This window comes from Plantactinospora mayteni, from assembly GCF_016862935.1.
Taxonomy (GTDB): Bacteria; Actinomycetota; Actinomycetes; order Mycobacteriales; family Micromonosporaceae; genus Plantactinospora; species Plantactinospora mayteni.
Genome location: NZ_BONX01000045.1, coordinates 186,941 through 212,634, shown reverse-complemented (window position 1 = coordinate 212,634; position 25,694 = coordinate 186,941). Strand labels below are relative to the sequence as shown.

The window sequence follows — 25,694 nt, the reverse complement described above, 5'->3', positions numbered from 1 at the left end:
CCACCCGACGATCCAGATCCGCCAACCGACCAGCGGTACTGTGCGGGTCCATGTCGGCCTCCGAGCTGGGGAGGCTAGGCGCGGTACTCATCGCTGCGTCCTTGTCTGTTCAGGGTCAAGATGGGGCTATTCGGCCGGGCGCGGTGCCCAGTGGGCGCTGCGGCAGACGAGCAGAACGCCGTTGTGTTCTCGCCGTCCCGGGCATCGGTGGAGATGTCAGACTGTGTCGCGCGGGACGTACACGCCCCACACGTCGCGCAGGGCATGGCTGACCTCGCCGACCGTGGCTCGCTGGCGCAGCGCCTCGCGCATCGGCAGCAGCACGTTGTCACTGCCCGACGCCGCGGCTCGCAGGTCGTCCAAGGCACGCAGGACCGCCCGGTTGCCACGCTCCTTGCGTAGCGCCGCGAGGCGCTCACGCTGGTCGACCTCGATCTGAGGGTCGACCCGAAGGGGCTCGTACGGCTCTTCCTCGTCCAGGGCGAACCGGTTCAGTCCCACCACCGTCCGCTCGCCACTGTCGATCTCGAGTGCGTTCCGGTAGGCCGAGCGTTCGATCTCGCTCTTCTGGAAACCCTGCTCGATCGCCGCTACGGCACCGCCGCGGTCCTCGACCGCCTGGATGAGCTCGACCACGGCCGCCGCCACGTCGTCGGTCATCGCCTCGACGACGTAGGACCCCGCGAACGGGTCGACCGTCTTGGTGACATCCGTCTCGTAGGCGATGACCTGCTGGGTCCGCAGCGCCAGGCGCGCTGCCTTCTGCGTCGGCAGTGCGATGGCTTCGTCGTAGGAGTTCGTGTGCAGACTCTGCGTACCACCCAGCACCGCCCCGAGCCCTTGCAGCGCCACCCGCACCAGGTTGACCTCGGGCTGCTGGGCGGTCAGTTGCACACCAGCGGTCTGGGTATGGAAGCGCAGCATCTGGCTCTTGGGGTTCTTCGCGCCGAACTCCTCACGCATGATGCGTGCCCAGATCCGTCGAGCCGCGCGGAACTTCGCCACCTCCTCGAGCAGCGTGGTCCGAGCGACGAAGAAGAACGACAGTCGCGGGGCGAAGTCGTCGACGTCGAGCCCCGCCGCGATGGCCGTCCGGACGTATTCCTTGGCGTTGGCCAACGTGAAGGCGATCTCCTGCACGGGCGTGGCCCCCGCCTCGGCCATGTGGTAGCCGGAGATGGAGATCGTGTTCCAGCGCGGCATCTCGTTCTGGCAGTACGCGAAGATGTCGCTGATGAGCCGCAGCGACGCCTTGGGCGGGTAGATGTACGTGCCCCGGGCGATGTACTCCTTGAGCACGTCGTTCTGCACCGTGCCCGTGAGCTGGTTCCCCGCGATCCCCTCCTCGGCGGCGACCAGCTGGTAGAGAAGCAGCATCGTCGAGGCTGGTGAGTTGATGGTCATCGAGGTGCTGACCTTGTCCAACGGCAGTCCGCGGAACAGGGTGCGCATGTCGTCGACGGAATCGATGGCCACCCCGACCTTGCCCACCTCACCGTGGGCGATCGGCTCGTCGGAGTCGTAGCCCATCTGGGTTGGCAGATCGAAGGCCACGGAGAGGCCACCCGTGCCCGCCTTGACCAACTGGTGGTAGCGCTCGTTGGACTCCCGGGCCGTGCCGAATCCGGCGTACTGGCGCATCGTCCACGGCTTGCCCGTGTACATCGTGGGGTAGACGCCGCGGGTGAAGGGATATTCCCCCGGCTTGCCGAGCCGGGCCTGTGGATCGAACCCCTGGAGTGCGGACTCGTCGCAGACCGGGGCGATGGGGAGGCCGGACTCGCTCATGGCTGGATGGGGAGTGGGCACAGCTCGACGCTACTGGCACTCAGTGCCGCGATACAAGCATCCCGTGCATGTGATCTGTCACTCAGTTGCGCAATGCTATTGTCCAGGCATGTACCCGGGCGTCGGACCAGCTTCCGCCACAGCAGGGGAGTCCGTCCGGGATCGACTGGCGCGGGCTGCCTTTGAGCTCTTCGCCGACCAGGGCTACGAGAGCACGACCATCGACGACATAACGGCGGCTGCCGGGGTCGCCCGGCGTACCTTTTTTCGGCACTTTCCGTCCAAGGACGACGTGATCTTTCCTGATCACGACTCCGTCCTGGACCGCGTGCGCTGGTACCTCGGAGCCTCGGCGAATGCCGAGCCGGTCTTCGCGGTCGCGGAGGCCACTCGACTGATCTTCGAAAGCTTCATAGCGACGCCACAACAAACCATCGCCCGCTATCGGCTGACGCGCGAGGCCGCCGCTCTTCGGGATCGCGAGATCGCCAGCGTCGCCAGATATGAGCGGGTTCTCAGCGACTACCTACGGAGCAGACTCCCCGACACCTCCGCGGCTGCGCTGGCGGCCCATGTCGCGGCAGCATCCTTCGTGGCCGCCCACAACCAGGTCCTTCGCGAGTGGCTGCGGTCCGGGGGAACCGAGGACCCCCGCCCTGCCCTGGAGGCCGCTGTGGCGACAGTCTCGGAGCTCATCACTCCGCTGATCACCCGAAACGCCCGTCGAGACGCGGCGCGGGCCGGCTAGGACTGGGAACCGGCTCTCCGGTGCGGCCGGTGGTGGGTCGGTCCTGTGTGGCCGGTGACGATCCGGCAGTTCGGTGCTGGTGCGTTCTAACTTGACCAAGGTCCCGCTACGGCCGGAGGGCCCATTGTCAGGCTGCCAATCCATGCATACAATTCGCAGGGAAATTCGTCTGTCGCGGTGGTGAAGGAGCCAGCACATGAGTGAGTTGAGGTCCCTCGACGCGCGGGTCGGTCGACTGGAGGATCGCCTCGCGATCCAGGAGCTCGGTGTGCTCTACGGTTTCGTCATGGACGAGCGTGACGAGGAGGGGATCCGGGAGATCTTCTGCGACGACGCGACCCTCCGCTCAGAGGACGGCGTGTTCGGCGCCAACGGGATCGAGGAGATCGTCACGACGTACCTCGGCCGCTTCGCCGCGCTCGGGCCGACAAACCATTTCTCGCACGGACACGTGGTCCGGTTCGACGGGTCCGATCCTGACCGGGCGACCGGGCTTCTCGCGGGCCACGCCGAGGTCGATCGCAACGGCGTCGCGATGCAGGTCGCGTTGAGATACAAGGACGTCTACCGCCGCGTCGCCGGCCGGTGGCGCTTCGCCGACCGAAAGATGGGCTACATGTACTACATGCCGTTCGCGGAACTGGCGACCGACCTCGGCGACCGCAACAGCGTCCGGGCCTATGGCGACCACAGGCCGTCCGACTGGCCCGAGGTGCTCTACTCCGATCAGGGCAACGCCTTCCTCAAGGACTATCGCCGAGCTGACTGACCCTGGCTGGGGCTCACGGATGCGGGGTGGCCCAGCGCGGGGTTCTCCAGCCGGCGGTCGGGCCGGAAGGCCGGGATCGTCACCAGTACGCCCAGGATCAGGGCCAGGATGACGGAGTACCCGGCGGTGTAGGCGCCGGTGAGGTCGTGCAGGACTCCGAGAAGTACCGGGGCGAACGCGCCGGCGACATAGGCGACCAGCATGACCATTCCGCTCAGCCTCGCCGCGTCCGCCTGGCTGCTCGCCACGTCCACCAGGAGCACGAGAGCCAACGTCGAGCCGCCGCCGGCCCCGGTTCCGAACAAGCACATGGCTGGCCACACGAGTCCGAGCGGGTCGATCAGCAGGCAGGCGATTCCCACTGCGCTGGAGACCAGGACCAGGGCCAGGAGCGGACGACGATCACGCGTGTAGTCGGTCAGCCAGGGCAGGGTGAGCATGCCGGCGAGCTGGACCACCTGGAAGGCCACGAAGTAGCCGGCCGCCCGCTGGTCGGGGACGCCGAGTTCGACGTACAGCGGTGTTACCCAAGCCAGTCCGCTGAAGCCGATGATCATGGCTGCGGTCGTGTACCACGTGACCCACCAGGCCGTACGGGAGCGCCACGGCAGGCGGTGGTTCACCACGAGTCCGGTCACCTCCCGGGACGGGTACGCGCGGCGAAGACGGGGAGTGGCGCAGAGCCACAGGGCGAGGGTCACCAGGGCGATGAGGCCCCACAGTGCGAGAGCCGGCTTCCAGCCACCGAGCCAGGCGTCGGTCGGTACCGCGATCCATGCGGCAACCGCAACACCCATGGCTAGCCCGGTGGAGTAGAGGCCCATCGCGATTCCACGGATCTTGGGCACGTGGTGGGCGATCAGGCTCGGCAGAAGGGCGGTCGCACCGCCCATGCCCACCCCTGCCACCGCACTGGAAAGCAGGAAGACCCACGTGTGGTCGGCGACCAGTCGGATCGAACATCCGACAGCCAAGGTGCCGAGCATCACGGCGGTGGCCCGCTCCGGTCCGATCCTGGCGCCCAGCTTCTGCCCCACCGGTGCACAGAGTCCGGTGAAGAGGATCGCGACCGAGGTGAGCATGCCCTGTGTCGTGCTCGACAGTCCGAGTTCGTCGGTGATCGGCGGCAGCAGCGGAGGTACCGAACCCAGGGCCGCGCGAAGGTTGAGGCCGATGAAGGTCGCCATCGCCACGAAGAGCCACCCGGGCAGTAGCTTCGTTCCCGGGGGAGCGGCGTCTTCGGCCACGGCGCGCGGTAGGGGGACCGGTGGCTGCGTCAACGGATCACTTCACGGTCCATGTGTCTCCTCCGGCCAGCAGCCCGGCGTGGCGATCGCCCAGCCTTGCGGGCGTGGTGCCGGTGCTCGACGTCATCGAGTGCCCTCTCTCCCGAGCTTGGTGGCTGGTGCCGGTGGGTTGGCATCGATCAGCGCCTGGCGGTAGGTGATCATCTGCTTCGCCATGCCCAGGAGGACGACGCCCACCAGGGTGTTTGCGCGGTGGTAGCCGAGTACGGCCTCGGACGTCAGATCGCCCTCCAGGACGCGGACGTCGTCGCGCCCGAGGGCGGGGATCCCGAAGGACTGGATACGGGTGCCGTACTGGTCGCTCCAGAACGTGGGGAGCGGGTTGAACGCGGGACCGGCGACCGACTCTCCGGTGACTCCGGCGATGAGCGAGCGTGCCGCGTGGCCGGCCATCTCCGTCGGCATCGTCCAGTGTTCGATTCGGCAGGGCATGCCTCGGAACATGGGTACCGGGAACCTGGCGACGTCGCCGATGGCCACCACGTCGCGGAGTGGGCCGGCAGCGGTCAGTGGGTGTAGGTCCACGTCACAGAGGACCCCGTTGGTGAGGTCGAGCCCCTGTCCCTGGAGCCATCCGGTGTTCGCGGTGGAGCCCACCGCTTCGACCACGACATCGGCGACGAGTCGACCGCCATCGTCGAGTTCGACCGTCGTGCGGCCCTCGGCGGCGGCCTCTCGACGCATTGCCACCACGGTCCGCCCGGTCCTGAACCGGACGCCCCGACTCTCATGTCGGCGCTGTATCTCGGCTCCGAGGGCAGGCCCGGCAGGCCCTTCGAGCGGCACCGAAAGGGGTTCGACCACCGTCACCTCGCAGCCGAGCGACACCGCCGTGCTCGCCACCTCGCAGCCGATGAACCCTCCGCCGATGATGACCACTCGACTGCCGTCCTGGAGGTCCTCGCGGAGCGCCTTGGCGTCTTCGACGGTCCGCACGGTGTGCCGCCACGAGCGGGGGGCCGCGAGGCCCAGCCGCCGCGCGGACACCCCGGTCGCGATGACCAAGCCGTCGTACGGCAGGTTGGATCCGTCGTCCAGGGTCACGGTGCGCTCGCTCAGGTCGGCCGACCGGACCGTGGTGCCGAGACGCCATTCCACATCGGCAGTGGACGGTCGCTGCCGGAAAGCGAGGGCCTCGGGGTCCACACCGTCGCGCAAGGCAGTCTTGGTCAGCGGCGGACGGTTGTACGGCGGATGGGGCTCACTGCCGATGACGGTGACGGGCCCGGCCCAACCAGCGGCGCGGAGCCGCTCGGCTGCTCGCAGCCCGGCCAGTCCGGCGCCGACCACCACGACCGATCCTGTCATCCCACCCTCCACCGTTGCGCACATTCTATGCATATGATTATCCTCAGAAGCAAGATCGGTGAGCTGAGGAGTCAAAATGAGTGCAGTCGACGAAGACGACCCGGTCGTGGACCGCCTCGCCGACAAGATCGTCGGGATCATCGGTGGGACGGGTCCGCAGGGCAGGGGACTGGCTCGCCGGTTCGCTGCCAGCGGACTACGGGTGGTCATCGGATCCCGGTCCGCCGAGCGCGCGGAGGCGGCTGCTGCCGGGCTAGGTGGCGGCGTCCGTGGGACGACCAACGAGGACTGTGCCGGGATCGCCGACATCGTGCTCGTCACCGTGCCCTGGGAAGGGCATCGGAGCCAGGTCGAGGCGTTGGCCAAGGAGCTGGCGGGCAAGGTCGTCGTCGACTGCGTCAACCCGCTGGCCTTCGACAAGATGGGCCCGTTCGTGCCGAGCGTTCCCGAAGGCAGCGCCGCTCAGCAGGCCCAGACGCTGCTCGCCGACGCCATCGTGGTTGCCGCCTTCCACCACCTGTCGGCAGTGGTGTTGCTCGACGACGAGGTCGCGTCGCTCGACGCCGACGTGCTGGTGATGGGCGACGACCGCGGGGCCACGAATCTGGTGCAGGAGCTTGCCGGCCGGATCGCCGGTTGCCGAGGGGTGTACGCGGGACGCCTCCGCAACGCCGGCCAGGTCGAGGCGCTCACCGCCAACCTCATCGCCATCAACAAGCGCTACAAGGCGCACGCGTCGCTGCGCGTCACGGACATCTGACAGTCTCCGCCTCGTCCTCGGTCGGCCCTGACGACTCGCGCCCAGCGGGGGAGTCGTCACGCGGATCCCGGCCACCGAGGTGTCGATGCGCCCCGGTTGGCGCGGTACCGCGACGACTCGTACGGGGTCGACATCATCGACAGGACGATGAACCCGGACGATGGACGCCGACTCCGTGCCCAAGCCGCTCCGGTCAGTAGGAGGGGGTGGAGTCCGGGGCCGCCGACGGGAGGATCCGGGGACCGGGCGTGAAGGTGACGGGGATGCTCACGTAGCCCGTGTTGGTGCCCTGGTGCGGGTAGGGCTTGAGCGCGTCGAGGTCGACCTCGTAGTCCGGCAGTCGGGTGAGGATCTGGCCGAGCAACTCCTTGGCCATGGCACGCCCGAGGTTGGACCCCGCACACCGGTGCATCCCGATGCCGAAGGCGGTGTGCCGGTTGGGCCAACGGTGGATGTCGATCTCATCGGGGTTCTCGAACTGGTTCGGGTCGCGGTTCGCGGACGCCCAGGACAGCAGCACCCGGTCGCCCTTGTGCATCGGGCAGCCGAGCTTCTCGGTGTCCTCGGTGACGGTCCGGGCCAGCGCCTGGGTGGGGGAGAAGTAGCGAAGGAACTCCTCGATGGCCTTGTCCAGCAGTGACGGGTCGGCTTGCAGTTCGGAGCGGACCTCGGGGTGCTGGTAGAGCCACACCACGGTGTTCGAGACCAGCGACGCGGTGGTGCCCACCCCACCGGACAGCAGCAGGTCGACCATCGCGAACACCTCGTCGTCGGTGACCGGTCGGTCGTCGACCTTCTGTCGCACCAGGTAGCTGATGATGTCGTTGGTCGGCTCCGCCCGCCGGTCGGCGATCACCCGGCGCGTGACCTTCTCCAGGTGGGGCAGGTCGACCTTGACGGCCTGGTCGAACTCGTCGGTGCCCGGCACCGCGATGAGCAGGGCGTGGAAGGCGCTTGCGTAGGTCTTCCAGTGCGCGATCGGCAGTCCGAGCCAGTCGACCGTCACGATCGCGGGAACCCCGATGACCGAGGTGATGTCGGCTGCCCCGACCTCGATGACGTCGTCGATGAAGGCGGTGACGTAGTGCTTGACCATCCGCTCCATCCGCTCGACCGCGGCCGGCGCGGTGATCGGGTTGATGATCTTGCGCCACTTCCGGAACTCCGGCGGGTCGATCTCGATCGGGATGTGGAACGGCGCCGGCGTCTTCGGGATCACCACCGACAACCCCTCGCCGCCGGAGGTGTTGCGTTCGGAGGAGAAGGTCACGTCGTCGCGCGCGGCCTCGAAGACAGCCTTGTAGTCCGAGAGCACCCAGTACCCGCCGTGAGCCTCGGACCAGGCCACCGGCGTCGTCTCTCGGAGAGCCTGGTAGGAGCCGGCCGGGTCGGCGGAGTGCTCGTCGGAGTTGTGGTCGAAGTCCACGACCGGACGACGGGCCGTTTCCGTCATGTCAACGCCCTCCCTTCAGATTCCCTCTAACCTGATTATGGTTATACTCGATCCCGTCGGTGTCAAGGCGAGCTTTCAACGAGGAGGAGCAGATGAGGGTTCGTGTCGTGGAGGACAAGTGCCAGGGCCATGGCCTGTGCCGCCTGAGCGGCCCCGACCTCTTCTACGCGCGTGAGGAGGACGGGCACGCGTATGTGAAGGACGAGAACGTGCCGGCCGGCAGGGAGGACGAGGCGCAGCTCGCCGCGGACAGCTGCCCCGAGCTCGCGATCGAGATCGACTGACCATGCTCGGGGCGCCGACACCAGTGCTGAGCATCGGGTCAGGTTCGGCGTACGCCAACGACCGGCTGGCGCCGGCCGTGGCCATGGCCGACAGTGGTCGCGTCTCCGTCATGGGGTTCGACTGCCTGGCCGAACGGACCATGGCACTCGCCCAGATCCGTCGTCGGCAGGACCCCTCGGCCGGACAGGACGAGCGCATCGGCGCCCTCGTTCCGCTGCTGCGTGGCTACCTCTCCCGGGGCGGCAAGGTGGTCGGCAACTTCGGTGCGGCAAATCCCGACGCCGCCTACGAGGAGTTCGCAGCGCGACTGCGCAAGGTCGGACTGTTGGGCGTGCGGATCGGTGTCATCCGTGGAGACGACGTGCACGACCTGGTCACCCGGCTGGACTGCGCGCTGCCCGAACTGGGCACCACAGTGGGCGCGCTCGGTGACCGGATCGTCTCGGCGAACGCCTACATCGGCGCCGCGCCGATCGTCGACTGCCTGCGCGAGGACGCGCAGATCGTGCTCGGTGGCCGCCTCGCGGACCCGTCGCTCTTTGTCGGCCCGATCTGCCACGAGCTGGGTTGGGACCTCACGGACTGGGACCGCGTCGGGCACGCCACGATGGTGGGCCACCTGCTCGAATGCGGCGTGCACTCCACGGGAGGCAACTTCGAGGATCCGCCGTACCGGCTGGTCCCGGACCCGCACAACCTCGGCTACCCCCTCGCCGACGTCGACGACGGGTCGGTCGTGGTCACGAAGCTGCCCGGCACCGGTGGCGCCGTCGACGAACTCACCATGAAGACCCAGCTCTACTACGAGATCCACGATCCTGCCCGCTACCTGACACCGGACGTGACCGCGGACTTCACCGGCGTCACGATCGAGGACCTCGGCGACAACCGGGTCCGTCTCTCCGGCGCCCGGGGTCGGGAATGGCCCAGTCACCTGAAGGTGCTGGTCGGCGTGGACCAGGGCTGGAAGGCCGTCGGCGAGATGTCCTACGGCGGACCGGGGTGCGCCGATCGGGCACGTCGGGCCGAGGAGATCGTCCGCGCCAGGCTGGACGCGTTCGGGAGCGACATCGACGACCTGCGCGTCGACCTGCAAGGCGTGGGATCACTGTTCGGCGACCGGCTGGTCGGCGGCGAGCCGACCGAGGTACGCCTCCGCCTCGCGGTTCGTACGCCGAACCTGGAGGCCGCCCGCGCCGCCGTGCACGAGGTCGAGCTTCTCTACTTCGGGCCGGCCGGCGGCGGTGGCGCGACCGGGAGCGTGGTTCCGGCACTCGGTGTCACCCCCGCCTACGTGCCACGGGAGCAGGTCCGGCTGGAGACCGAGGTGCTGGAGACATGAAGCTGCGCGAGATGGCCTACAGCCGGTCTGGTGACAAGGGGGACGTCAGTAACATCTGCGTCTTCGTCTACGACCAGGCCGACTACCCGACGCTGGTCGAACAGCTCACCGCCGACGTCGTCCGCGAGCACTTCGGAGCGCTGGTCCAGGGCACCGTGGTCCGGTACGAGTTACCCAACGTGCACGGCCTCAACTTCGTACTGGACAGGGCCCTCGGTGGCGGAGTCTCGATGACGCTGCGGGTGGACCCGCACGGCAAGGCATTCCAGTCCCTCATCCTCGACATCGACCTTCCAGGAGGCCGGCGGTGACCAGCGCCTCCGCGCTCGCGACCGACCTCGCCCGGCAGACCTGCCTCGTCGACGGGGAGTGGACCGCAGGAGGCGCTGGGGCGTACTTCACGGTGAAGCACCTGCGATGGCCGGCGTGAGCGCTGCCGCACTGTCGGCGTTCGCCGGCCGCGACGTCGGCTGGCTGGTCGACCGGTGGGCGGCGACCGCGCCGGACCGGACGTTCCTCACCTGGGCACCGTTCGACGCACCCGTACGCCGCTGGACGTGGTCGGAGTTCGCCCGGGACGTCGGGGCACTGCGGGCCGGGTTTGCCCGCCGCGGCGTACGGCCGGGGGATCCGGTGGCGCTGGTGCTGCCGAACCATCCCGACTTCCTGCTTGCCTGGACCGCACTGACCGCCATGGGGGCAGCCGCGGTATGCCTGGACCCACGGCTGAGCGCTGACGAGTTCGGCTACGTCGGCGCGCACTGTGGCCCGGTCGGTGCCGTGCTGAGCGGCGAGGTCGCCGACGTCGTCTCCGGCGCGATGCCGGAGCTGGCCTGGGTCGCGGTCAGCGAGGGGACCGGTGCGGACGCGGTCGCGACGTTGCTGCGCGCCGACCCGGTCGCGTGTCGGCCGTTGGTTCCGGGCGCGGCCACCGCCTCCGTGCAGTACACCTCGGGCACCACCGCGCGCCCGAAGGGCGTGGTCTGGACCCAGGCGAACTGCCTCTGGGCGGGCAAGGTCGGCGCCGCGCACCAGGGATTGCGACCCGACGACACCTACCTGGTCCACCTCCCGCTGTTCCACACCAACGCGTTGTCCTACTCCTTCCTGTCGTGCCTGTGGTCGGGTGCCGCACTGGTGCTACAGCCGAAGTTCTCCGCCTCACGGTTCTGGGACGTCTCGGTGGACCATGGGGTGACCTGGACCTCCGTCGTCTCTTTCGTGCTGCGCGCCCTCGCCGACCGTGAGGTGCCCGACCGGCACGCGTACCGGGGCTGGGGGAACAGCGCGAACCTCGATCCCGCACCGGTCACCGGGGGCGTACCGGTGGTGGGCTGGTTCGGGATGACCGAGACCGTCTCGCACCCGGTGGTAGGCGACCTGCACCACCAGGACGCGCCCGGCACGATAGGCCGACCGGCCGGCGAGTACGACGTACGCGTCGTCGACGACGACGGGCGTTCCGTGGCTCCCGGCGAGACCGGCAACCTGCACGTACGCGGGGTGCCCGGGGTCTCGCTCTTCCAGGAGTACCTGCACGACCCCGACGCCACCGCCGCGACCTATGCGGGCGACGGTTGGTTCGTGACCGGTGACCGCCTCCGCCTCGACCCGGGTGGCACGCTGACCTTCGTCGAGCGGGACAGGGACGTGCTGAAGGTGGGCGGGGAGAACATCGGCGCCCCGGAGATCGAACGCGTGCTGCTCGGCGTACCCGGTGTCCGGGAGGCGGTCGTGGTCGGGAAGCCGGACCCGATGCTCGGTGAGGTGCCGGTCGCCTTCGTGGTGACGCACGATGAGGCGGAGGTCACCGTCGGTGCGCTGGCCGACCGGTGCTCGCAGTTGCTCGCCGACTTCAAGCGGCCGCGCGAGGTGCGTATCGTCGACGACCTGCCCCGGGCCACCCTGAACAAGGTCGCCAAGTCCCGACTGCGCGACCTGCTCGCCGCAGAGATCTCCGGTGCCTGAGCCGGCCGGACCGCTCGCCGGGGTGACCGTGGTGGAGCTGGCCGGCATCGGGTCCGGGCCGTTCCGCGTGTTGCTGCTCGCCGACCTGGGGCGACCGTGGTGTGGGTCGGCCGGAGTTCGGATCAGACCACGGCGTCGCGCACGACGCGGTCGACGGAGTCGACCTGGCGCAGCGCCGGGACGATGTCCCGACCCAGGTCGTCGAGGTACTCCACCACCTGCTCGGTGCTCATGTGCGGCCACTGCGCCCGGACCAGGATCGGGTCGATCGGAACGAGTGCGGAGAGGTCACGGATCTGCGCGACGCACTCGTCCGGCGTACCGATGAAGGTCTCCTTCGCGGCCACGGTGCGGAATTCCCGAGTCAGCTCGTCGGCGTCGCGGGTCGCGAGTTGGCGTGCGGCGTACGCCAGCAGGCGCTGCTTGGCCATGGACTCGAAGCGCTCGAAGGCCGCATCGCTGGTCCGGCCGGGGATGATCTCCCGCCGCAGCGGGTGCTTGACGTGGGGGCGGCCGAGCCTGTCCCGCTCGTCCTCGTAGAGCGCCATCAGCCGGACCATCTCGGGGATCTTCGTCTCGGGGGTGACCGGCCAGCCGTCACCGAGACGTGCCGAGCGGCGGACACCGGCGTCCTTCATCGCGCCGATCCAGATCGGCGGGTGCGGCTCCTGCCAGGGCCGGATGTGCGTGTGGCCGTCCGCGAGCTTCCAGAACCTGCCGTCGAAGTCGACCACGTCCTGGGTCCACAACATCTTCATCAGCCGCAGCGACTCGTCCATCATCGCGAACCGCTTGGTGAAGTCGATGCCGAAGTAGCCGAACTCGTCCTTGCGGTAGCCGGCGCCCGCGCCCACCACGAGCTTGCCCCGGGTGAGGATGTCGAGGGTGGCGAGCTCCTCGGCCAGCGCGATCGGGTGGTAGAGCGGCACCTGGATGACGGTGGTCGCCAGCGTGACGTGCTCGTCGAGTTCTGCCGCGATCCGGGCGAGCGTCGGGAGCGGCTGCAACCAGCGGAGGTCGCCGTACAGGTAGTGGTGTCCGATGGTGAGGTAGGAGATGCCGTTGCGCTGCGCGGCCTCGACCTGCCGCAGCAGCCCGTCGAGGTGGTCCTTCGGGGAGACGCTGGTGTGGACATCTCCGAGAATCACGCCGATCCGCACCGCCGCACTCCTCTCCAAGCCTCAGCGCAGGACACCTAACACTGGCTATCATAGGCATAAATTACGGCAGCTGGAAGGTGGGGCGGCGAGGCGCCCGTCGGGTGGACCGACGCCCGCGACGGCTACTGGTTGCTCTCCGGCTACGCCTCGGTGTGCGAGGCCGCGCAACGACGCCACGCCGGAGCGTTTGGTAAGGACCTGAAGTGGGGTCGGCGGCCTGCGGGCGCCTGGCGCGATGGTGGAGTGCGCTGTCGAGGGCGAGTGGCTCCGCTTACGCGGTCGCCGGCGAGTGAGTTCGCCCTGCTCGTCGCGCCTGGGGTGGCGGCTGGTCGCCCAGCACCGTTCGGCCTCGGACCCGACCCGATCGTGCCGGGTGAACTGCTTTACAGGAGCGTCGCCGCGTCGTATGGTGCCCATCACACGCCTGTCACATGCCAATCATCTGCATGATATGCATAGCCGATCGGAGACAGCCATGATCTGGAACGCACGCCGGGGAGGGCGGCGCAAGATCGCGGTCGCGGCGATCGCCACCGGGGTACTGCTGAGCGTGGCAGCCTGCGGGGGTAGCGACGCACCAGCTTCGGGTGAGGGCCTGCCGGACGAGATCAAGCTGGTGTCGGTCAACCCGACCACCGGCGTGGTGGCCTTCGCCGGTGCCTCCGCCAACAAGGGTTACGAGCTCGCCGTGAAGGAGATCAACGAGTCCGACCTGCTCGGCGGCAGTAAGATCAAGCTTGAGTTCAAGGACACCAAGAGCGAGCCGCAGACCGCGGCGAGCGCCCTGACGTCGGCGATCACCGACCGCGACGTCGCGGCCGTGTTCGGATCGGTGTCCAGCACCGAGGCGGTGGCGATGTCGCCGCTGGCCCAGAAGCGGGGCATGCCGATCATCTACACGCAGGCCGGCAGCGACGGGGTGGTGGTGGGCGACTACACCTACCGGGCCACCCCGCTGATGAGTTCCTACTACCCGATCATCTCGAGGTTCATCAAGGAGCAGGGCTACAAGTCCGTCGGTGTCATGTACACCAGCGTGACCCCCACGCTTCAGGAGATCGGTCAGAAGACCTATCCCCAGCTCGCCAAGGAGCTCGGCTTCGAGATCACCAAGAGCATCGCGACGTCGGCGACGACGCAGGACTTCGCGGCCCCGATCTCGCAGCTTCTGGCGTCGAAGCCCGACGTCGTCGCCACGCTCCAGGTGGGTGCGTCCAACCCGACCGTGATGACCCAGCTCCGTCAGGCCGGCTACCAGGGCAAGGTACTTGGCAACTCCGGTGCGAGCGCCGGCAACCTCAAGCCCGCGGGCAAGGCCGGCGACGGCATGGTCTGGCCTGTCGACTTCAACTACCAGCAGAACGCGGAGAGCAGCCAGAAGTTCGTGGCGGCCTACCGCGCCGAGTACGGCGAGGTCCCGCTGAACTATGCGGCCGAGGCGTACGACGCGGCGTACTTCCTGGCCCGCTCGATGGCGGCGGCGGACTCCACCGACCGCGAAGCGATCAAGGACGCCATGAAGGAAGAGGCGGCCAAGACCTTCGACGGCGCGCTCGGCAAGGACCTGAAGTGGGAGAACGGCACCCTCCAGGTGCCCGGCGTGATGGTGGAGTACACCACCGAGGGCGAGAAGCTCCTCTACGAGGGCGCCGGCGAGTGACCTGTCTGTGTCGCGTGGTGGGACCCCTGGTCCCACCACGCTGCCCGGTCGGCTGGTCAGAGAAGGAAGCGGACAGGAGCAAGTCGTGCAAGACCTTCTGAGTGTGGTGACCCTGGGGTCGATCTACCTGCTCTTCGCGCTGGGCATGAGCCTGACGTGGGGCACCATCGACATCCTGAACTTCGGCCACGGCGCGATCTTCATGTTCTCGTCGTTCACGGCCTATCTGGTGTTGCAGCAGACCGAACTCGGGCTGCCGCTTATCGTGCTGCTCGGCCTGGTCGTCGGCGCCCTGATGTCCCTGCTGATCCAGGTACTCGCCTTCGAACAGATCATCAAGCGAGCGAAGGACAAACGGACCGCCGAGATGCAGATCCTGATCGGTGGGATCGGGGTCGCGATCATCCCGCTGGCGATCGCCCAGCACCACACCAAGAGCAACCCGTTCGGGTTCAGCAGTTCCACCTTCACCGTGGACACCTGGACGATGGGTGACCTGCGGATCACCAACATCGCCGCGCTCAGCATCGTGGTCGCGCTCGTCCTGTGGGTCGCCGCCGCGGTGTGGCTGCGGCGGTCGCGCCAGGGCCTCGCGCTCCGCTCCATCGGCGTGGACGCCGAGACCGCCGCCCTGATGGGCATCGACCGTCGCAAGATGGCACTGGTCACGATGGCCGTCTCGGGCGGGATGGCCGGCCTGTCCGGCGTACTGTTCACCTTCGGCCTCGGTGCGATCACTGCCGAAAGCGGTGACACGCTGCTGGTGAAGGCCTTCGCGTGCATCATCCTCGGGGGCGTCGGCAGCATGCTCGGTGTCGCGTTCGGCGCCTTCTTCCTGGCCGCCGCGGAGACGGTGGTGCTCACCCAGACCAGTGGCTCCTGGGTGGAGGCGGTCAGCTTCGGCCTGATCTTCCTGGTCCTGCTCTTCCGGCCGTCCGGTGTCTTCGGCCGCGCGGATGTGCGACGCACATGATGGATTTCTACGACTCCAACCTGGTCCTGATCCAGGCCACCTGTACCGGCCTGATCCTGGCGCTGTCGATCCAGGTGCCGCTGCGGATGGGTGTCTTCTCCTTCGCCGGCGCCGGTTCGTACGGGATCGGTGCCTACCTCGCCGCGATCCTCGTGATCGAGCAGGAGGTCTCCGCGTTCGTGGCGATCGGGGCAGCGATGCTGGCCACCGCCGTCATCGGACTGCTGCTGGGCCTCCTGATCTTCAAGCTCAACGGTCTCTACCTGGCGATGGCCACCGTCGCGTTCGACCTGATCATCGGGGTCATCACGATCAACGGTGGCGAAACGACGGGTGGTTCGACCGGCCTGTACGGCGTCATCACCGACTTCACGATGGGCCAGATGTTCGCGCTCACGGTCATCGTCCTGGCGCTCGTGGCGCTGAGCGAGGTCGGGCGCACCGGGCGCCGGGTCGATGCCGTACGTGACGACCCCGAACTCGCCCTGTCGATGGGCATCAGCCTGCGTCGCTACCGGCTCACCGCCTTCGTGGTCAGCGGCGCGCTGGGCGGGCTGGCCGGCGCGATGAACGTACTCGTCCGCAGCGCGATCGGCCCGCTGGACATCGGCTTCGGCCTGATCGTGCTCGGCCTGACGATGATCATCGTCGGCGGTTCCCGCTCCTGGAAGGGTGCGGTCATCGGCGCGATCATCTTCACCTGGCTGCCGGACATCCTCACCGCGATCGGCGAGTGGCAGGAACTCGTCTACGGGATCATCGTGGCGCTCGCCGCGGTGTTCCTACCGCGCGGCATCTACGGCGTGCTGGTCGACCTGAACAAGTGGCTCCGGCGGCGCCGGCGCGAACGGCGCGATCCACCGCCCGCCGTGGCAGCCGAGCAGGCCGGTGACATCGACCCGAAACCCGGCGACGTGCGCGAGTTCGCACTGAACGAGGAGACCGTGCCATGAGCGCCCAGCCGGTCGAGCGAACCAGCACGCCCGTCCTGGAACTGCGTGACCTCGCCGTGCACTTCGGCGGCGTCAGGGCGGTCGACGGCGTCTCCATGAAGCTGATGCCGGGTCTGATCTACGGGATCATCGGGCCGAACGGGTCCGGCAAGAGCACGCTGCTCGGCGCGATCACCCGACTCACCCGGATGACCCGTGGCGAGCTGCTCTTCGACGGGGCGTCCTACGCGCACGTCCCGCCGTCGCGGCTCGCCAGGCTCCGGGTGGCCCGGACGTTCCAGATGGTGCGGCTGCTGCCGGACCTGAACGTACGCGCCAACATCCAGATCGGCGCGGACTCCCGGACCACCTCCGACGACAGGACCGGCAGCCGGCCGAGCTGGTTCGAGCGGCTGCGCGGCCCGGCAGTATCACCGGCGGTGGTGGACGCGATTCGGCGTACCCGGCTGGGGGGCTTCGAGAGCTATTACCCCTCGGAGTTGTCCTACGGTACCCAGCGTCGGGTGGAGGTCGCGCGGGCGCTGGCGATGGACCCTCGCCTCCTGCTGCTGGACGAGCCCACCGCGGGGATGAACCAGTCCGAGCGGGCCGAGATCTCCGGTCTGCTGCGAGATCTGCGGGACGAGGGACTGACGCAGCTACTCGTCGAGCACGACGTGCAGATGATGATGGACACCTGTGACTACGTCTTCGCGATGAACTCCGGGCAGCTCATCGCCGAGGGCGAGCCCGGCGAGGTCGTGCGGAACCCGGCCGTGCAGGAGGCGTACCTCGGGAGGAAGTGGGGCAGGGATGCTTGAGATCAAGGACCTCCACGTCCGCTACGGCAAGATCGAGGCTGTCCGCGGGGTGAGCCTCGACGTAACGCCCGGCAAGGTCACGCTCGTGCTCGGCGCCAACGGCGCCGGGAAGAGCAGCACGCTCAAGGCAGCGGCCGGCCTGGAGCCGCCGGTGCGGGGCAGCGTGCGCCTCGACGGCGACGACATCACCCGGCTGGCGCCGCACAAGGTGGTCCGCCGGGGAGTCGTGCTGGTGCCGGAGGGACGGCGGGTGTTCAGTCCGCTCACGGTGGCCGAGAACCTGCGGCTGGGCGGCTACACCGCGCCCAAGCAGGCGTACGACGAGACGCTCGCCCGGGTCCACGAGATGTTCCCGATCCTCGCCGACCGGGCCAACGGAGCGGCCGGGCTGCTCAGCGGCGGTGAGCAGCAGATGCTGGCCTTCGGCCGGGCGCTGATGTCGCAGCCGAGGGTGATGCTGATGGACGAGCCGTCGATGGGCCTTGCTCCGGTGGTCGTCGACTCGATCCTCGCCAAGGTACGCGAGATGGCGGACTCCGGCATCGGCATCCTGATGGTCGAGCAGAACGCCGACGCCGGTCTCGACGTCGCCGACCACGTGGTCGCGATCGCCCGTGGCGAGGTCGTCTTCTCCGGTGTCGCTGGCGACGCGCGCAGCCATGCCTCGGTGCTGCGCGCGTTTCTGGGCGAGGCTGCGCTGGCCGGACAGTGACCGTCGCGCACCGGCATCGGCCCCGGCCCGCGAGCGCCGGCCGGGGACGTGTCAGGTGCTCGGGCAGGTCACCCGTAGAAGCGCTGTTCCCAGGGGATGGTCTCCTTGAGGACCTGGGGGAACTTGCGATCGGCGTACCGCTCGTACGCCTCGATGTGCTCGCGCATGCGGGCCTCGCTCGCCTCCGGATCACGGGCCTTGAGCGCCGAGTAGATCTCCTCGTGCGCCTTCAGGATCGCGCTGCGGCGGTGACCGGGGTAGTCCACGCCGAGCACCGTGCCGTCCATGATGCCGAGCAGCGAGTCGACGATGTAGCCGAACAACGTGTTCCCCGACGACCAGGCGATGATGTCGTGGAAGCGCTTGTTGGCGTCGAGGAACGAGTGCTGGTCGTCGATGTCCTTGCGCATCTGCTCGATCGTGCCGGCGAGTTCCTCGAGCGACTCGTCCGACATCCGCTTGGCGGCGAGGCTGCTGATCATCGGCTCCATCGCGGTGCGTACCTCGACGATCGTGCGGAAGGGCGCCTGCTTGAGCTGCATGAGCAGCACGATGGTGCTCGCGAGGTGGCTGGCGTCCGGGTTTTGCAGCACCGGTCCACCACGGGGGCCCGGCTTGAGCGCGATCACGCCCTGGAACTCGAGCAGGCGCAGCGCTTCGCGCAGGGTCCCCCGGCCGGTCTGGTACTTCTCCAGCATCGTGCGCTCGGGCAGCAGGAGGTCCCCAGGCTGGAGGTTGTCGCGCATCGCGTCACGCACGATGCGCTGGGCCACCAGCATGGCGGCTTTCGGGGGGCGCTGTGCCGGGTCGGCAACGGCCATCGACGACTCCGTCCTCGCAAGTCCCAGAATGATGCCGAAGATTAGCACATACAGCCGCCTGTGGCGGATCTCACAGACCACAGATCTGTCGGCCGAACACCCGCACCTGACGAAGAGGGGTTGATGCATGGTGGCACAGACTGTTGCGTCCCGCGCGGACATCGCCGCCGAATTCGGCTCGCTCGTGTGGGAGTGGGGGCAGGCCCGGGTGCGCCCGCGGATCAGGGAGCTGGAGGAGCGGGGCGAGTTTCCGCGCGACCTCTACCGCGAGATGGGGGAACTGGGCTTCTTCGGGTGCTGCTTCCCGGAGGACCTCGGCGGCAACGACGCCGGATACCGGGCGCTGTCGGTGGTGGCCGAGCAGATCGCCCGGGTCTACCCGCCGCTGTCGGCCCCGATGAACCTCCAGGCGGCGACGGTCCCGCTGACCATCGCCAACTGGGGAACGCGGGAGATGGTGCGGCGCTATGTGCCGGGCCTGGTCCGCGGTGAGCTGCTCGGAGCGAACGCCATGACCGAGCCGGACGGCGGTTCGGACTTCCTGGGCGCGATGCGTACCCGCGCGGTGCGCGACGGGGACGAGTACGTCGTCAACGGCGCGAAGATGTGGATCACCAACGCGAACGTCGCCGACGTGGCCGTGGTCTACGCGAAGACCGACCCCGATGCCGCGCACCGGGGGGTGACCGCGTTCGTGGTGCCCACCGACACGCCGGGCTTCGCGGCGACCCGGGTCCCATGCCGGGTGCTCGGCAAACTGATGCCGACGAACTCGGTGACGTTCACCGATGTGCGCGTGCCCGCGTCGCATTTGCTCGGCGCCGAGGGCGAGGGGTTCAAGGTGGCGATGAACGCCATGGACTACGGGCGCCTGTCGGTCGCCTCCCGTTCCGTCGGGCTGGCACAGGCGTGTCTCGACGCGGCCGTGGCGTACGCCGACGAACGTACCGCCTTCGGCGAGAAGATCGGCAGCTTCCAGTTGGTCAAGAAGCAGCTCGCCGACATGACCGTGGAGGTCGCCGCCGCTCGGGCTCTGGTCCGGGCCGCCGCCGACGGGTACGACGCCGGATTCGTCGCGACCCGGGAGAGCACGATCGCGAAGTACTACGCGGGCGAGGTGTGCAACCGGGCCGCCCAGGCCACCGCCGAGATCTTCGGCGGCGCCGCGTTCAGCGACGAGCTGCCGATCAGCATCTACCTCAACTACGCCAAGCTGTGGCAGACCGGCGAAGGATCGGCGAACATCCAGGCCATCCTCATCGCCGACGACGCGCTGGGCTGGAAGAACATGGACAGGCATCGCACCGAACTTCGCAGGGAGAGCTGATGGCAGACATCGAGGTCGAGCCCCGTGGCACGGCGCTGTGGATCCGCCTCAACCGGCCGGAGCGGCGCAACGCGTACGACGGGCCGATGGCGCACGCGATCGCGGATGCGCTGGAGGGCGCCACGTCGTACCACTCGGTGGTGATCACCGGCTCTGGCGGCTCGTTCTGTGCCGGCGGAGCGCTGACCAACCTCGCCGCGCCGGACACCGCGAACATGCGGGCGCTGTACCGGGCGAGCCTGCGGCTCTTCGATGCGGTGCGAAGCTGTCCTCGGCCGGTCATCGCGGCGGTGAACGGCGCGGCGGCCGGCGGTGGCAACGAGCTGGTGGTCGCGTGCGACCTCGCCGTCGCGGCCCGGTCGGCCACCTTCGGCCAGACCGGCCCGAGGGTCGGCAGCTCGCCGGTGACGGGTGCGACCAATGTGATGGGCGTGCAGATCGGCGAGAAGCGCGCGAAGGAACTCGCCATGCTGTGCCGCCGGTACCCGGCCGAGAAGGCGATGGACCTCGGGCTGGTCAACGACGTCGTCGACGACGACCGGCTCGAAGAGACGGTGATCGGGTGGTGTGCCGAGCTCGCCGCGCTGAGCCCGCGCTATCTCGAGATCACCAAGGTGAGTTCGAACATCTGGTGGAACGCCGCACGCGACTCGTTCTCCACCGGACTCGGCATGCTGGTGCAGGCGATCGGCAGCCCGGACATGGCCGAGGGCGCGTCGTCGTTCATGGAAAAGCGGAAGCCGCGCTTCCCTGCCCCCGAGTGAGTACCCGGCCAGGTCACACGCCGCGCCAGCGGGGCGCTCGCTTCTCCTTGAACGCGGTCGCGCCCTCGCGGGCGTCCTCGGACTCTCGGACCGGCACGCTGATCTCGCGCTGCCTGTCGAACGTCTCCGCGGCGCTCCACTCCGGCGCCTCGACGATGATCCGCTTGGTGGCTGCCACCGCGAGCGGGCCGTTGGCGGCGACCGCCCGCGCCAACTCGAGCGCGGCGTCGAGGGCCATCCCCGGCTCGGCGAGGCGGTTGACCAGGCCGACCTCGTGTGCGCGCTGTGCGGTCACCAGGTCACCGGTCAGGGCCCACTCCATCGCCACATGGTGGGGGATCCGCCGTGGCAGCCGCATCAAGCCACCACCGGCGGCGACGAGTCCACGCTTGACCTCGGGCAGACCGAACCGGGCGTTGTCGGCGGCGACGATCATGTCGCACGCCAGCGCGATCTCGAACCCGCCGGCGATCGCGTACCCCTCGATCGCGGCGATCACCGGCTTGGCGGGCGGGCCCTCGACGATGCCGGCGAAGCCACGGCCGGGGATCGACGGCTTTTCGCCGGCCAGGAACGCCTTGAGATCCATGCCGGCGCAGAAGGTGCCGCCCGCCCCGGTGATGATCCCGGAAACGAGGGAGGAGTCGGAGTCCAGCCGGTCCAGCGCCGCGCCGACCGCGACGGCGGTCTCGGTGTTGATCGCGTTGCGCGCGTCGGGCCGGTTGAGGGTGACGACGAGGACCCCGTCGACCGCGTCGGTGAGCACGGAGTCCGACATCAGCGCGGCGCCATCCTGATCGCACCGTCCAGCCGGATCGTCTCGCCGTTGAGCATCGGGTTGTCCAGGATGTGCAGTGCGGTCGCCGCGAACTCCTCGGGACGGCCGAGCCGGGAAGGGTGCGGGACCTGCCTGGCGAGCCCTTCCCGGATCTCGTCGGAGAAGCGGGACAGGATCGGGGTGTCGAACACGCCCGGCGCGATCGAGCAGACCCGGATCTGGCGCTGTGCGAGGTCGCGGGCGGCGACCAGCGTCATCCCGACCACGCCGGCCTTGGCCGAGGCGTAGGGGATCTGGCCGATCTGACCCTCCCAGGCGGCGACCGAGGCGGTGAGCACGCACACGCCACGCTCGCCGTCGACCGGCTCGTGCGCGGCGATCCGCGCGGAGGCGAGCCGCAGCATGTTGAAACTGCCGACCAGGTTGATGTCGACGAGTTCGCGGTACAGGTCGTAGTCGCCGGGGTCGCCGTTTTTGTCGACCAGCCGGACGGTGCCGCCCCGGCCGGCGCAGTGCACCAGTGCCCGCAGCGGTGCCACCGACTCGGCGACGTCGAGCGCGCGGTCCACCGCCTCGGCGTCGCGGACGTCGGCGGCGGAGAAGCTCGCCAGGTCGCCGAGTTTCTCCGCCACCTCGACGCCGGCCGAGGAGGGCAGGTCGACGATGGTGACCGCCACACCTCGGTCGACGAGCATCGCAGCCGTGGCGAGGCCGAGGCCGGAGGCGCCGCCGGTGACGACGGCGGAACTGCTCGTGAGGTTCATGGTGTCTCCGTGGTCAGGCGAGGGACTCGATGATGGTGGCGTTGGCCATCCCACCGGCCTCGCACATCGTCTGTAGCCCGTACCGACCGCCGGTCTGCTCCAGGTGGTTGATGAGCGTGGCCATCAGTCGCACGCCGGAGGCGCCGAGCGGATGGCCGAGCGCGATCGCGCCACCGCGCGGGTTGAGGCGTTCGGAGGCAGTCGGGAACTCCGCCTGCCAGGCAAGCGGCACCGAGGCGAACGCCTCGTTGACCTCGACCGCGTCGATGTCCTCGATCGACATCCCGGCGCGCGCCAGCACCTTCTGGGTGGCGGGGATGGGACCGGTCAGCATCAACAGCGGGTCGTCACCGACCACGGACGAGGCGACGATCCGGGCCCGCGGGGTGAGACCGAGCGCGGCGGCCCTCTCCTCGCTCATCAGCAGCAGCGCACCTGCCCCGTCCGTGATCTGGGAGGAGTTCCCCGCGGTGATCTTCCACTCGATGTCCGGGAAGCGCGCGGTCAGCTCGCCGGTGCCGAACACCGCGGGCAGCTCGGCCAGCCTGCCCGCGTCACTGCCCGGACGGATCGTCTCGTCACGGTCGACCACGCCGCCGTCAGCCAGCGCGATGGGCACGATCTCGTTGTCGAAGCCACCGGTCCGGGCGGCCTTGGCGGCACGAGCGTGCGACGAGACGGCGTACTCGTCCAGACTGCGCCGGGACAGGCCCCACTTCTGGGCGACCAGTTCGGCGGCGACGCCCTGGGAGACGAGCCCCGGGAAGCGGATCGCCACGCCGGGCCCGTACGGGTCGGCACCTTGACGGTTCGAACCCATCGGCACCCGGCTCATCGACTCCACCCCGGCGGCGATCACCACGTCGTAGACACCGGCGGCGATGCCCATCGCGGCGAACTCGATCGCCTGCTGGCCGGAGCCGCACTTGCGCTCGATGCTGACCGCGGGCACGTGCACCGGGTACCCGGCCGAGAGCCACGCCTGCCTGCCCGGTGTCGCGGACTGCTCGCCGGACTGGCTGACGCAGCCCACCATCAGGTCCTCCACCATGCCGGGGTCGATCCCGGTGCGGCCGACGAGGCCGGTGAGAACAGCGGCGAGCAGGTCGGTCGGGTGCACACCGGAGAGGGCCCCACCGGCCTTGCCCCGGCCCATCGGCGAGCGGACCGCGTCGACGATCACGGCGTTGGCCATCGCCCCTCCCCAGAAAAAGTGATCATCATCTGCAACATATAACGGATGCGATGCGGGCGGAAGTCTTGACTTCCCAATCCCTGCCTACCAATATCATGTTTCATTGTTGCGCACCAGATCCGTATCAGGCCGGTCACACTGGCCACACGTCCTGAGGAGGCAGCGTTGGCGCGGCTCGGCATCGACGACCTGGAGCAACTGAAGGGCACCCACCTCGACCGGGCGGACCAGGCGGAGCTGTTGTCCACCCAGACCGAGTGCAGCGTGATCTTCCACAACGACGAGGACTGGCCGACCGGCATTGTCATGAGCTTCATCGTGGTCGACGGGACGTTCTGGCTGACCGCGGTGGAGGGACGGCTGCACGTCCGCTCCGTCGAGCGGGACCCCCGGGTCTCCATCGTCGTCTCCAGCGCCGGAAGCGGGCTGGACGGCCGCCGGATGCTCTCGGTGCGGGGTGAGGCGACGGTGCACCGCGACCGGGAGACGCTGGACTGGTTCCTCGGCGAGTTCACCACCCGACTCCAGCCCGAGGATCCGGTGTCGTGGCGGAAGCTTCTCGACAGCCCGAAGCGGGTGGCGATCGAAGTCCGCCCGGTCGGGATCACCGCCAGCCATGACCAGCGCAAGCTGCCCGGTAACGGCCGCGGTATACCGAAAAAGGGCTGAACCATGGCGAACCACCTGATGGTGATCCTGAGCGACGCCGAGCCGGGGCAGGGGGACTCCCGTCCGCCCGCATTCCGGAGGTGAGCGGATGAGCAGGGGTACCGCCCGGCGACTCGGCGGCCGGGTCGCCGCAGTCGTCGGCGGTGGCTCCGGCATGGGGCGGTCGATCTCGCTTCGGCTGGCCGACGAGGGGGCGGCCGTGTACGTCGCGGACCTGTCCGACGAGGCGGCCAGGGCCGTGGTGTCCGAGATCGAGCGGGCCGGCGGTGCGGCGTACGCCCGGAAGGTGGACGCGACGGACACCGAAGCGCTCCGCTCGTTCTACGGCGACATCGACGCCGCTCACGGCAGGCTGCACGTGCTGCACCACCAGGTGGGCATGCCCGGCGCCGGTGGCATCGACGTGTCGGTGCAGGACTTCGACCGCGCCATCGACGTCAACGTGAAGAGCGCCTTCTACGTTGCGACCCTCGGGTACGAGCTGGTGAAGAAGGCCGACGGCGCGGGGTCGATCTCGATGACCGCATCCACCGCCGCGCTCGTCGGCTCGCCCTTCAGTCCGCTGTATTCCATGACCAAGGGGGCGCTGACCTCCTTCACCCGGGCGCTTGCCCTGTTCGCCGCGCCGGACCGGGTACGGGTGAACGTGATCTGCCCCGGTCCCGTGGACACCCCGATGCTGCCGACTTTCTTCGGCCGTGACCCGGGCGCGAACATGCAGGACCTGATGTCCGAGTTCATCGGCCTGGTCCCGCTCGGGCGACCCGCCAGTCCCGAGGAGATCGCCGGGGTCGTGGCCTTCCTGGCCAGTGACGACGCCGGTTTCGTGACCGGTGTGACCATTCCCATCGACGGAGGACTGACCGCAAGATGACCGACACCGCAACCCTCGGCGCCCGCAGCGCGGAGCTCTATTACACCTACGCCCGCGCCGTTGACGAGGGTGACCTCGACACGCTGCGCGACATCGTCACGGACGACGTCAGGATCACCCGCGGAGACAACCCGACAGAGCAGGGCGTCGAGGCCTTCCTGGAGGTCTACCGTGCCCACAACGCGCTGCGGATCCCGGTCTGCAAGCACGTGGTGACCAACGTGCTCGCGAAGCGGGACGGCGACCAGATCGTCACCCACGCCTACTTCCAGGCGACCATGCTCGAGGACGACGGAACCCGGGTGATCATCGGCGTGTACGACGACGTGCACGTCGAGCAGGGCGGTCGGCTCAAGCTCGCCCACAAGAGGATCCGCGTGCAGCGCGTCCTGCACCTGCCGGCGGCGGTCAGCCAGTACGCGCACGTCGGCCGGGACCGACCGACGTCGGCGGCTGAGGGGTGACGCGCCCCCTCGGGCGCCAGTCCGGCCGCTCCGGTGACGATGCCGGTCGCGG

27 protein-coding genes are annotated in these 25,694 nt (G+C 68.9%); 18 read left to right on the top strand and 9 right to left on the bottom strand.

The window, feature by feature from the left end; all coding sequences use genetic code 11:
• Positions 1-216: 216 nt before the first annotated feature.
• The gene (locus Pma05_RS30645; protein ID WP_203860966.1) at positions 217-1,788 is read right to left on the bottom strand and encodes an acyl-CoA mutase large subunit family protein; all 1,572 of its coding nucleotides are present in this window, start codon (positions 1,786-1,788) and stop codon (positions 217-219) included.
• A 109-nt stretch (positions 1,789-1,897) separates the two neighbouring features.
• Here Pma05_RS30645 and Pma05_RS30640 point away from each other — a divergent pair, with 109 nt between their 5' ends.
• Both Pma05_RS30640 and Pma05_RS30635 read left to right on the top strand, forming a co-directional pair.
• On the top strand, positions 1,898-2,536 hold the full coding sequence (locus Pma05_RS30640) for a TetR family transcriptional regulator (protein WP_203860965.1): 639 nt from the start codon (positions 1,898-1,900) through the stop codon (positions 2,534-2,536).
• 196 nt (positions 2,537-2,732) lie between these two features.
• The gene (locus Pma05_RS30635) at positions 2,733-3,305 is read left to right on the top strand and encodes a nuclear transport factor 2 family protein (protein WP_203860964.1); all 573 of its coding nucleotides are present in this window, start codon (positions 2,733-2,735) and stop codon (positions 3,303-3,305) included.
• On the opposite strand, the gene Pma05_RS30630 is transcribed toward Pma05_RS30635, so the two are convergent.
• Complete coding sequence (locus tag Pma05_RS30630) at positions 3,287-4,492, bottom strand: MFS transporter (protein ID WP_239313403.1); 1,206 nt, start codon at positions 4,490-4,492, stop codon at positions 3,287-3,289. The genes Pma05_RS30635 and Pma05_RS30630 overlap by 19 nt on opposite strands.
• A 183-nt stretch (positions 4,493-4,675) precedes the next feature.
• A complete protein-coding gene (locus Pma05_RS30625) occupies positions 4,676-6,061 on the bottom strand; it encodes an NAD(P)/FAD-dependent oxidoreductase (protein ID WP_203860962.1) in 1,386 nt (461 codons plus the stop codon).
• On the opposite strand from Pma05_RS30625, the gene npdG reads away from it, so the two are divergent.
• A complete protein-coding gene (npdG, locus tag Pma05_RS30620; protein WP_203860961.1) occupies positions 5,997-6,680 on the top strand; it encodes an NADPH-dependent F420 reductase in 684 nt (227 codons plus the stop codon). The genes Pma05_RS30625 and npdG overlap by 65 nt on opposite strands.
• 193 nt (positions 6,681-6,873) lie before the next feature.
• On the opposite strand, the gene Pma05_RS30615 is transcribed toward npdG, so the two are convergent.
• On the bottom strand, positions 6,874-8,133 hold the full coding sequence (locus Pma05_RS30615; protein WP_203860960.1) for a cytochrome P450: 1,260 nt from the start codon (positions 8,131-8,133) through the stop codon (positions 6,874-6,876).
• 92 nt (positions 8,134-8,225) lie between these two features.
• On the opposite strand from Pma05_RS30615, the gene Pma05_RS30610 reads away from it, so the two are divergent.
• From Pma05_RS30610 to Pma05_RS30595, 5 genes are read left to right on the top strand one after another with little or no spacing between them, the layout of a single operon-like run.
• Complete coding sequence (locus Pma05_RS30610) at positions 8,226-8,417, top strand: ferredoxin (RefSeq protein ID WP_203860959.1); 192 nt, start codon at positions 8,226-8,228, stop codon at positions 8,415-8,417.
• Positions 8,418-8,419: 2 nt separating this feature from the next.
• Entirely contained in the window at positions 8,420-9,760 is a 1,341-nt protein-coding gene (locus Pma05_RS30605; RefSeq protein WP_203860958.1) for an acyclic terpene utilization AtuA family protein, read from the top strand.
• Positions 9,757-10,071: an AtuA-related protein gene (locus tag Pma05_RS30600; RefSeq protein ID WP_203860957.1), complete on the top strand. Its 315-nt coding sequence runs from the start codon at positions 9,757-9,759 to the stop codon at positions 10,069-10,071. Before Pma05_RS30605 ends, Pma05_RS30600 begins: the two co-directional genes overlap by 4 nt.
• Positions 10,068-10,190 (top strand): hypothetical protein, encoded by a 123-nt coding sequence (locus Pma05_RS43605; RefSeq protein WP_275414774.1) that lies wholly within the window; start codon positions 10,068-10,070, stop codon positions 10,188-10,190. Before Pma05_RS30600 ends, Pma05_RS43605 begins: the two co-directional genes overlap by 4 nt.
• Positions 10,187-11,728 carry an AMP-binding protein gene (locus Pma05_RS30595; protein ID WP_203860956.1) on the top strand — a complete coding sequence of 514 codons (1,542 nt, stop codon included), beginning with the start codon at positions 10,187-10,189 and terminating at the stop codon, positions 11,726-11,728. The genes Pma05_RS43605 and Pma05_RS30595 overlap by 4 nt, the downstream gene beginning before the upstream one ends.
• A gap of 122 nt (positions 11,729-11,850) precedes the next feature.
• Here the strand turns inward: Pma05_RS30595 and Pma05_RS30590 are convergent, their stop codons facing one another.
• Positions 11,851-12,888: an LLM class flavin-dependent oxidoreductase gene (locus Pma05_RS30590; RefSeq protein ID WP_203860955.1), complete on the bottom strand. Its 1,038-nt coding sequence runs from the start codon at positions 12,886-12,888 to the stop codon at positions 11,851-11,853.
• Between the two features lie 475 nt (positions 12,889-13,363).
• On the opposite strand from Pma05_RS30590, the gene Pma05_RS30585 reads away from it, so the two are divergent.
• The 5 genes from Pma05_RS30585 to Pma05_RS30565 all read left to right on the top strand — a co-directional run bounded on the left by Pma05_RS30585 (position 13,364) and on the right by Pma05_RS30565 (position 17,986).
• Entirely contained in the window at positions 13,364-14,548 is a 1,185-nt protein-coding gene (locus Pma05_RS30585) for an ABC transporter substrate-binding protein (protein ID WP_203860954.1), read from the top strand.
• A gap of 85 nt (positions 14,549-14,633) precedes the next feature.
• Positions 14,634-15,521, top strand: coding sequence for a branched-chain amino acid ABC transporter permease (locus tag Pma05_RS30580; protein WP_203860953.1), 888 nt, complete (start codon positions 14,634-14,636; stop codon positions 15,519-15,521).
• A complete protein-coding gene (locus tag Pma05_RS30575; RefSeq protein ID WP_203860952.1) occupies positions 15,518-16,474 on the top strand; it encodes a branched-chain amino acid ABC transporter permease in 957 nt (318 codons plus the stop codon). Before Pma05_RS30580 ends, Pma05_RS30575 begins: the two co-directional genes overlap by 4 nt.
• A complete protein-coding gene (locus Pma05_RS30570; protein ID WP_203860951.1) occupies positions 16,471-17,274 on the top strand; it encodes an ABC transporter ATP-binding protein in 804 nt (267 codons plus the stop codon). The genes Pma05_RS30575 and Pma05_RS30570 overlap by 4 nt, the downstream gene beginning before the upstream one ends.
• Complete coding sequence (locus Pma05_RS30565) at positions 17,267-17,986, top strand: ABC transporter ATP-binding protein (protein ID WP_203860950.1); 720 nt, start codon at positions 17,267-17,269, stop codon at positions 17,984-17,986. Before Pma05_RS30570 ends, Pma05_RS30565 begins: the two co-directional genes overlap by 8 nt.
• Positions 17,987-18,054: 68 nt before the next feature.
• Here Pma05_RS30565 and Pma05_RS30560 read toward each other — a convergent pair whose 3' ends face one another.
• Positions 18,055-18,807: a FadR/GntR family transcriptional regulator gene (locus Pma05_RS30560; protein WP_203860949.1), complete on the bottom strand. Its 753-nt coding sequence runs from the start codon at positions 18,805-18,807 to the stop codon at positions 18,055-18,057.
• A gap of 127 nt (positions 18,808-18,934) precedes the next feature.
• On the opposite strand from Pma05_RS30560, the gene Pma05_RS30555 reads away from it, so the two are divergent.
• Positions 18,935-20,134, top strand: coding sequence for an acyl-CoA dehydrogenase family protein (locus Pma05_RS30555; RefSeq protein ID WP_203860948.1), 1,200 nt, complete (start codon positions 18,935-18,937; stop codon positions 20,132-20,134).
• The gene (locus Pma05_RS30550) at positions 20,134-20,898 is read left to right on the top strand and encodes an enoyl-CoA hydratase/isomerase family protein (RefSeq protein ID WP_203860947.1); all 765 of its coding nucleotides are present in this window, start codon (positions 20,134-20,136) and stop codon (positions 20,896-20,898) included. The genes Pma05_RS30555 and Pma05_RS30550 overlap by 1 nt, the downstream gene beginning before the upstream one ends.
• A 13-nt stretch (positions 20,899-20,911) precedes the next feature.
• Here the strand turns inward: Pma05_RS30550 and Pma05_RS30545 are convergent, their stop codons facing one another.
• Genes Pma05_RS30545 through Pma05_RS30535 form a run of 3 tightly spaced genes read right to left on the bottom strand, consistent with a single transcriptional unit; the run spans position 20,912 to position 23,635 of the window.
• The gene (locus Pma05_RS30545) at positions 20,912-21,676 is read right to left on the bottom strand and encodes a crotonase/enoyl-CoA hydratase family protein (RefSeq protein WP_203860946.1); all 765 of its coding nucleotides are present in this window, start codon (positions 21,674-21,676) and stop codon (positions 20,912-20,914) included.
• A complete protein-coding gene (locus Pma05_RS30540; RefSeq protein WP_203860945.1) occupies positions 21,676-22,440 on the bottom strand; it encodes an SDR family NAD(P)-dependent oxidoreductase in 765 nt (254 codons plus the stop codon). Before Pma05_RS30540 ends, Pma05_RS30545 begins: the two co-directional genes overlap by 1 nt.
• A gap of 13 nt (positions 22,441-22,453) precedes the next feature.
• Positions 22,454-23,635, bottom strand: coding sequence for a thiolase family protein (locus tag Pma05_RS30535; RefSeq protein WP_203860944.1), 1,182 nt, complete (start codon positions 23,633-23,635; stop codon positions 22,454-22,456).
• 165 nt (positions 23,636-23,800) lie between these two features.
• Between Pma05_RS30535 and Pma05_RS30530 the strand changes: the two genes are divergently transcribed.
• The 3 genes from Pma05_RS30530 (at position 23,801) to Pma05_RS30520 (ending at position 25,642) form a co-directional block, all read left to right on the top strand.
• Positions 23,801-24,304, top strand: a complete 504-nt coding sequence (locus Pma05_RS30530) for a pyridoxamine 5'-phosphate oxidase family protein (RefSeq protein ID WP_203860943.1) — start codon at positions 23,801-23,803, stop codon at positions 24,302-24,304.
• A gap of 88 nt (positions 24,305-24,392) precedes the next feature.
• A complete protein-coding gene (locus Pma05_RS30525) occupies positions 24,393-25,178 on the top strand; it encodes an SDR family NAD(P)-dependent oxidoreductase (protein ID WP_203860942.1) in 786 nt (261 codons plus the stop codon).
• The gene (locus Pma05_RS30520) at positions 25,175-25,642 is read left to right on the top strand and encodes a nuclear transport factor 2 family protein (RefSeq protein WP_203860941.1); all 468 of its coding nucleotides are present in this window, start codon (positions 25,175-25,177) and stop codon (positions 25,640-25,642) included. The genes Pma05_RS30525 and Pma05_RS30520 overlap by 4 nt, the downstream gene beginning before the upstream one ends.
• Positions 25,643-25,694: the final 52 nt, after the last annotated feature.

What these genes read in the sequence shown, in the direction of transcription:
- Pma05_RS30600 (WP_203860957.1), top strand. Translation starts at nt 9,757, where the DNA reads ATGAAGCTGCGCGAGATGGCCTACAGCCGGTCTGGTGACAAGGGGGAC.
- npdG (WP_203860961.1), top strand. Translation starts at nt 5,997, where the DNA reads ATGAGTGCAGTCGACGAAGACGACCCGGTCGTGGACCGCCTCGCCGAC.
- Pma05_RS30605 (WP_203860958.1), top strand. Translation starts at nt 8,420, where the DNA reads ATGCTCGGGGCGCCGACACCAGTGCTGAGCATCGGGTCAGGTTCGGCG.
- Pma05_RS30525 (WP_203860942.1), top strand. Translation starts at nt 24,393, where the DNA reads ATGAGCAGGGGTACCGCCCGGCGACTCGGCGGCCGGGTCGCCGCAGTC.
- Pma05_RS30520 (WP_203860941.1), top strand. Translation starts at nt 25,175, where the DNA reads ATGACCGACACCGCAACCCTCGGCGCCCGCAGCGCGGAGCTCTATTAC.
- Pma05_RS30635 (WP_203860964.1), top strand. Translation starts at nt 2,733, where the DNA reads ATGAGTGAGTTGAGGTCCCTCGACGCGCGGGTCGGTCGACTGGAGGAT.
- Pma05_RS30585 (WP_203860954.1), top strand. Translation starts at nt 13,364, where the DNA reads ATGATCTGGAACGCACGCCGGGGAGGGCGGCGCAAGATCGCGGTCGCG.
- Pma05_RS30610 (WP_203860959.1), top strand. Translation starts at nt 8,226, where the DNA reads ATGAGGGTTCGTGTCGTGGAGGACAAGTGCCAGGGCCATGGCCTGTGC.
- Pma05_RS30625 (WP_203860962.1), bottom strand. Translation starts at nt 6,061, where the DNA reads ATGATCCCGACGATCTTGTCGGCGAGGCGGTCCACGACCGGGTCGTCT.
- Pma05_RS30535 (WP_203860944.1), bottom strand. Translation starts at nt 23,635, where the DNA reads ATGGCCAACGCCGTGATCGTCGACGCGGTCCGCTCGCCGATGGGCCGG.
- Pma05_RS30575 (WP_203860952.1), top strand. Translation starts at nt 15,518, where the DNA reads ATGATGGATTTCTACGACTCCAACCTGGTCCTGATCCAGGCCACCTGT.
- Pma05_RS30645 (WP_203860966.1), bottom strand. Translation starts at nt 1,788, where the DNA reads ATGAGCGAGTCCGGCCTCCCCATCGCCCCGGTCTGCGACGAGTCCGCA.
- Pma05_RS30565 (WP_203860950.1), top strand. Translation starts at nt 17,267, where the DNA reads ATGCTTGAGATCAAGGACCTCCACGTCCGCTACGGCAAGATCGAGGCT.
- Pma05_RS30640 (WP_203860965.1), top strand. Translation starts at nt 1,898, where the DNA reads ATGTACCCGGGCGTCGGACCAGCTTCCGCCACAGCAGGGGAGTCCGTC.
- Pma05_RS30560 (WP_203860949.1), bottom strand. Translation starts at nt 18,807, where the DNA reads ATGGCCGTTGCCGACCCGGCACAGCGCCCCCCGAAAGCCGCCATGCTG.
- Pma05_RS30555 (WP_203860948.1), top strand. Translation starts at nt 18,935, where the DNA reads ATGGTGGCACAGACTGTTGCGTCCCGCGCGGACATCGCCGCCGAATTC.
- Pma05_RS30615 (WP_203860960.1), bottom strand. Translation starts at nt 8,133, where the DNA reads ATGACGGAAACGGCCCGTCGTCCGGTCGTGGACTTCGACCACAACTCC.
- Pma05_RS30550 (WP_203860947.1), top strand. Translation starts at nt 20,134, where the DNA reads ATGGCAGACATCGAGGTCGAGCCCCGTGGCACGGCGCTGTGGATCCGC.
- Pma05_RS30545 (WP_203860946.1), bottom strand. Translation starts at nt 21,676, where the DNA reads ATGTCGGACTCCGTGCTCACCGACGCGGTCGACGGGGTCCTCGTCGTC.
- Pma05_RS30540 (WP_203860945.1), bottom strand. Translation starts at nt 22,440, where the DNA reads ATGAACCTCACGAGCAGTTCCGCCGTCGTCACCGGCGGCGCCTCCGGC.
- Pma05_RS30630 (WP_239313403.1), bottom strand. Translation starts at nt 4,492, where the DNA reads ATGGCGACCTTCATCGGCCTCAACCTTCGCGCGGCCCTGGGTTCGGTA.
- Pma05_RS30570 (WP_203860951.1), top strand. Translation starts at nt 16,471, where the DNA reads ATGAGCGCCCAGCCGGTCGAGCGAACCAGCACGCCCGTCCTGGAACTG.